At 49.0% G+C, this 6,044-nt stretch carries 2 protein-coding genes and 1 pseudogene; all 3 read right to left on the bottom strand.

Going from position 1 to position 6,044, the window contains the following annotated elements; translation table 11 throughout:
* Positions 1-551: 551 nt before the first annotated feature.
* The 3 genes and pseudogenes from JGK22_RS02610 to JGK22_RS02600 all read right to left on the bottom strand — a co-directional run bounded on the left by JGK22_RS02610 (position 552) and on the right by JGK22_RS02600 (position 5,981).
* A complete protein-coding gene (locus JGK22_RS02610) occupies positions 552-4,100 on the bottom strand; it encodes an Ig-like domain-containing protein (protein WP_366024841.1) in 3,549 nt (1,182 codons plus the stop codon).
* 185 nt (positions 4,101-4,285) lie between these two features.
* Positions 4,286-5,563: pseudogene (locus JGK22_RS02605) on the bottom strand (DUF4347 domain-containing protein); the annotation flags it as partial.
* A gap of 250 nt (positions 5,564-5,813) precedes the next feature.
* On the bottom strand, positions 5,814-5,981 hold the full coding sequence (locus tag JGK22_RS02600) for a hypothetical protein (RefSeq protein WP_293190939.1): 168 nt from the start codon (positions 5,979-5,981) through the stop codon (positions 5,814-5,816).
* Positions 5,982-6,044: the final 63 nt, after the last annotated feature.

The following is a 6,044-nucleotide window of genomic DNA, read 5'->3' as shown; positions in this document are numbered from 1 at the left end:
TTGAACAGGTGAATTTTTGGGCATATTCATCAACAAAAATTCTGACCATGGAATTATTTTTGCCATGATTACCCAACGATTATTCTCTGATAATTGTCCTTGTCCGTGAAGGTCAAAGTTGGACACTGCTTTTGGGGCCCTAGTCAAGTTTTCGGTACATGAACGAAAGTGATGCTGTGCATGGCTTTTGACTAATTTTAGCTCATAGTCTAACACATTACCAGCGCCGATCGCGAGTCAAAGTTTTTTCAGGTAAGGGTTTTAGGCTTATTCAGCAAGCCCTAGCTAGCACTTTCGCCTGTTACAGAACCTTTTTTACAAAACTTTCCTTGTTTCTTTAGATTCGTTTTGCTTGTCGGTACGATCGCCCACTTATCGGCTCGATCGCCCACTTATCGGTACGATCGCCCACTTATCGGTATGATGGAATCAATGACGTGGCGATCGACTGACTCACTCTTTTAAGATACAAGGGGCGGGTTCACCAACAATAATTGCCACTCAACCAATAATCTCAAAAACCCGCCCCCACCCAACGGTAAATCACTTCCCTAAATCAACCGGAAATTAGCAGAAGTAATCGCATTAGCACTCACTCCAATCATCACACCCAACTCCTGTCCCGTCAAGACATTTTTGATGAGAGTTCCCTGAGTATTTTGAGTTATTGCTAACTGATTAAAACTTAAACCACCGCTTAATCCAATTAAATTTTGACCGACGGTAAAATCAGAGATTATGTCAAATCCTTCACCTGATTTCAAGACAAAGATATCGTTACCGCTACCGCCAATCAAACTATCATTACCCAATTCTCCGTAAAGAATATCATCACCTTTACCGCCTAGAAGAGTATCATTATCTTCCCCTCCGTACAGGGTGTCATTTCCTTCACAACCTCCCAAAATATCTGCTTGTTCATTCCCTCTGATAAAATCATTTCCAGCCCCGCCGCAGATGGTATCCGAACCCTCATTTCCAAGCAGGGAGTCATTACCTTCACTACCAAGGATGATGTCATCACCTTTACCTCCAAATAAGGTGTCATTACCCTTGCCACCATCGATAAAGTCATCATTTCGATTCCCATAAACGATGTCATCACCTTCGCCGCTATTTAAGGAGTCATTGCCTTTACCTCCAAAGATTAAATCCTTGCCCAATTCACCCAGAATGATGTCGTTTCCTTCATCTCCAAATAGGATGTCATTGCCTTTGCCACCGCTGATAAAATCGTTGCCTTTGTTGCCGTTGAAAATGTCGTTTCCGCCGCCACCATATAAGTTGTCCTTCCCGGAAGAAGCATCAAATATATTGCCGTTGTTGCTGCCGAGAAATTCATCATTTTTGGCAGTGCCTATTTGAATGCCGGATACACCGAGTATGGTATTTTCAACTGCATTGGGTTGGTTTAAGTTGGGATAGTCAATTTTGTCGCAGATGCAGTCATCGTTGGGGATGTTGTTAGTTATTGGCGTTACCGATGGTGTTGGCGTCGGTGTTGGCGTCGGTGTCAGCGTTGGTGCGGGTGTTGGTGTCGGTGTTTCCGCAGGCGTTGGTGTGACTATCGGTGTCGGTGTTGGCGTTACGAATGGTACAGGAGTTGGCGTTGTGACAGGAGTTGGTGTTGTTACCGGAGTTGGTGTTGTTACCGGAGTTGGCGTTGTTACCGGAGTTGGTGTTGTTACCGGAGTTGGTGTTGTTACCGGAGTTGGTGTTGTTACCGGAGTTGGTGTTGTTACCGGAGTTGGGGTTGTTACCGGAGTTGGGGTTGTTACCGGAGTTGGTGTTGTTACCGGAGTTGGTGTTGTTACCGGAGTTGGTGTGGTGACAGGTACGGGAATATTCACGCCAAAAGTACCTAAACTGCTAGCAGCATTCAAATTACCAAGCGCATCTTTAACCTGACTTCCTTGCAAATTAACCGTGTAAGTAGCATTATCAGCATTATCCCAAATTCCACCTGGGGGCGTCAACGAATATGTCGCTGTACGCGGTGTACCATTTCCGATGGGTGTTGCACTAATAAAGGTAGCAGGAATAGCACCACCTGACCAATTTACAACAACATCAGAATTATCTAAACTGCTAACATCAACTCCACTATTATCGCTGAAAGTAACTGTCAATGTCTGACTTGTACCACCCGCTGTAGTAACGTTAGAAATTGCAGCCAAATTAGCAGTAGGTGCTGTAATATCGGCAGTGCGAGTCAATTGAGCCGCAGCGGTATTGTTATTACCTGCTGTATCAGTGGCTTTAGCTGCGGGAACATCTACGGTGACAGCGCCAGCGGCTGTTGGTGTAACTGTGAAATTATAAGTTGTACCAGTACCTGTAAATCCGCTAACAGTTCCGTTAGCAACAGTCACACCAGTTGTAGTAAATCCTGTGACGCTTTCGCTGAATGTTGCTGTGACTATGAATGGTGCGTTTGTGGTGGTTGGTGATGTTGATGTTAAGGCTACTGTGGGTGCGGTGATATCGGCAGTGCGAGTCAATTGAGCCGCAGCGGTATTGTTATTACCTGCTGTATCAGTTGCCCGCGCTGCTGGAACATCTACGGTGACAGCGCCAGCGGCTGTTGGTGTAACTGTGAAATTATAGGTTGTACCGCTACCTGTAAATCCGCTAACAGTTCCATTAGCAACAGTCACGTCGCTTGCGATAAATCCTGTGACGCTTTCGCTGAATGTTGCTGTGACTATGAATGGTGCGTTTGTGGTGGTTGGTGATGTTGATGTTAAGGCTACTGTGGGTGCTGTAATATCGGCAGTGCGAACAAGTTGGGTGGCTGCGGTATTGTTGTTACCTGCTGTATCTGTGGCTGTAGCTGCGGGAACATCTACGGTGACATTGCCAGTTGCAGTTGGTGTAACTGTGAAATTATAGGTTGTACCGCTACCTGTAAATCCACTAACAGCGCCATTAGCAACAGTCACGTCGCTTGCGATAAATCCTGTGACGCTTTCGCTGAATGTTGCTGTGACTAAAAAGGGTGCGTTTGTGGTGGTTGGTGATGTTGATGTTAAGGCTACTGTGGGTGCTGTAATATCGGCAGTGCGAGTCAATTGAGCCGCAGCGGTATTGTTATTACCTGCTGTATCAGTGGCTGTAGCTGCGGGAACATCTACGGTGACAGCGCCACTAGCAGTCGGTGTAACTGTAAAAGTATAAGTTGTGCCGCTACCTGTGAAATTGCTAATCGCACTGTTAGTCAAATTCACGTCGCTGGGAATAAATCCTGTGACATTTTCGCTGAATGTTGCTGCGACTAAAAAGGGTGCGTTTGTGGTGGTTGGTGATGTTGATGTTAAGGCTACTGTGGGTACAATTGTGTCTACAACTATGGCTTTGTTATCAGCTAAAGATTGTCCCGCAGGAATAGTTAATGTTGCATTATTTGCCGCAGCATCTCTTAAGGTTGCACCTGTTGCTAAAGTTATGGTTGTTGAGTTGAGATCCGTGCTGTTTTGTCCGGCGGCTGGAGTGTATGTGCCGACAGCAGATGTGCCGGTGAAAGGTGCAATAGTAACAGTGCCGCCTGTGTCTAAAGCGACTGTCATATTACCGCCTGCTAATGTTACTGCTTCGCTGAAGTTGACGGTGACGTTGATGTTGCCAGTTGTGCCGTAACTACCATCGACGGTGGTAGAGGTGATGTTGGTGATGGTGGGTGCAACGGCGTCAATAACTATGGCTTTGCTGCCGCCGAGGGAGTTGGCTGTGGCTAGGGCGGGGAGGGTTAAATCGGCATTCGTAGCCAAATTATCTTGAATTGTGCCACCGTTGAGAGTAAGCGCACTGGTAGAGAGATATTCTAAGTCAGCAGAAGTGTCCCCAGCTTGTACTAAATAGTTGAAAGTGAGTGCAGTACCGCCACTACCACTAGCATAGGTGGCAAATTGGTCGGTTGTACCGGTTTCTAATTGCAGTTGGGGTGTGCCAGTGACAGTCACGGCAGCATCGAAGGTGACGGTGATGGCAATAGTAGAACCTACACCGTAACTGCCGTCAGCAGTGGTGGCGGTGACAGCGGTAACTTTGGGGGTGGTGGTGTTGAGCAGGATGGAGGCGGTGCCGCTGCTTCTGTTCGCCACAGCTAAGTCTGGTTTCCCGTCGCCGTTGAAGTCGCCGATGCTGACGGAGCGGGGGCTACTGCCAGTTGGGAAGTCAACTTGGGTGGCGAAAGTGGGGTGGGGGTGGTAGCTCCCGTGGGGGTGGTGTTGAGCAGGATGGAGGCGTTGTTGCTGCCGAAGTTCGCCACAGCTAAGTCTGGTTTCCCGTCGCCGTTGAAGTCGCCGATGCTGACGGAGTAGGGGTTATTGCCAGTGGTGAAGTCTACTTTGGGGGCGAAGGTGGGGGTGGTGGCACCGATGGGGGTGGTGTTGAGCAGGATGGAGGCGGTGCCGCTGGAGATGTTCGCCACAGCTAAGTCTGGTTTGCCGTCGCCGTTGATGTCGCCGATGCTGACGGATGAGGGGCGACTGCCACTGATGGAGCTGACGGATGGGGGGCGACTGCCAGTTGGGAAGTCAACTTTGGTGGCGAAAGTGGGGGTGGTAGCTCCCGTGGGGGTGGTGTTGAGCAGGATGGAGGCGGTGCTGCTGCCTAAGTTCGCCACAGCTAAGTCTGGTTTCCCGTCGCCGTTGAAGTCGCCGATGCTGACGGATGAGGGGCCACGGCCAGTTGGGAAGTCAACTTTGGTGGCGAAAGTGGGGGTGGTAGCTCCCGTGGGGGTGGTGTTGAGCAGGATGGAGGCGTTGCCGATGCTGCCTAAGTTCGCCACAGCTAAGTCTGGTTTGCCGTCGCCGTTGATGTCGCCGATGCTGACGGATGAGGGGCGACGGCCAGTTGGGAAGTCAACTTGGGTGGCGAAAGTGGGGGTGGTAGCTCCCGTGGGGGTGGTGTTGAGCAGGATGGAGGCGGTGTCGCTGGAGTAGTTCGCCACAGCTAAGTCTGGTTTTCCGTCGCCGTTGAAGTCGCCGATGCTGACGGAGTTGGGGTTATTGCCAGTGGTGAAGTCAACTTTGGGGGCCAAGCCTAGTACGCCGCTGTAGGTTTTGAGGGCCTTGGGGTTAAATGGTACTCTTGCTTCTATAGGACCTGTTTGTATTTCTAGGTTCCAGTCTCCCCCTAATTCAGTGCTGCCGGTGAGGTTGGCTGAGGCGGCGATGTCTGCACCTGTGATTTCACTGAGTCGTTTGAGGAAGTTTTTGCCTGTTTCTCCTTTGGCTACTTCGCAGCCATATAATAGGATATCTCCGTTTTCTGTGAGGGAATTTCCCCACTGTTGGAGTTGGGTACTGAATTTTTCTAAGTTGCTGTGATTCAGGGTTTCTGTGCTCAGGTTGATGCTGCCGGGGCTGCCGTGGGAAATGATATGAATAGCTGCAACATTACTTTCGGCTGCTAGGGCTTCGGTTATTTGTGCGATGCCGCTGATGCGGTCATCTAAAATGACTATTTTGGCGCCTTCATCTGCTCCTTTTATCAGGTGTTGATAATTCTCTACGGCCGAGTCTAGGAAAATGATTTGTTTCTGTACGGTTGGTAAGTTCATTGTAGGTACAATTGTGGATATCTATTGTTGACATACAGCTCCGACAGGAGTTAAGCTCCCTATTACAGGGAGCGATTTCTCGCTCCAGATAACTGATACAAAATCTGGGTTTACTACCCGTTGATGGTATTTTTGGTCATGGCGAATCCAGCGAAGCGGCAGCCCAAAGGGCAGCCTTCACTAACGCAGAGACTTAAAAGACTTGCGAAGTGCAGCACAAAATAGTCCGCGGTCAGTTATCAAGGGATATCTAACCTGGATCTGCTACGATCGTGGGAAATGAACGCAGAAAACTAACTACGTTTGCTTGTAGCTGCCAGCAGATGACTAAACTCCCGAACGGACCAGTCATCACCGGGTGAAAGCGTGGATTTTGACGCTGCAAAGCTGCCAGCAAAGTAAAAACTGAGCGTGGCACTCCCGCTGGGAATTATGATATTAATTACTGCCTATTTGAGTTCACTCGTGGCAGTTAGATGCG

Origin of the sequence: Microcoleus sp. PH2017_08_TRC_O_A, assembly GCF_020738665.1 — a bacterium.
Classification (GTDB): domain Bacteria; phylum Cyanobacteriota; class Cyanobacteriia; order Cyanobacteriales; family Microcoleaceae; genus Microcoleus.
The sequence above is the reverse complement of the archived record's forward strand: the minus strand, read 5'-3'. Positions and strand labels throughout refer to the sequence as shown.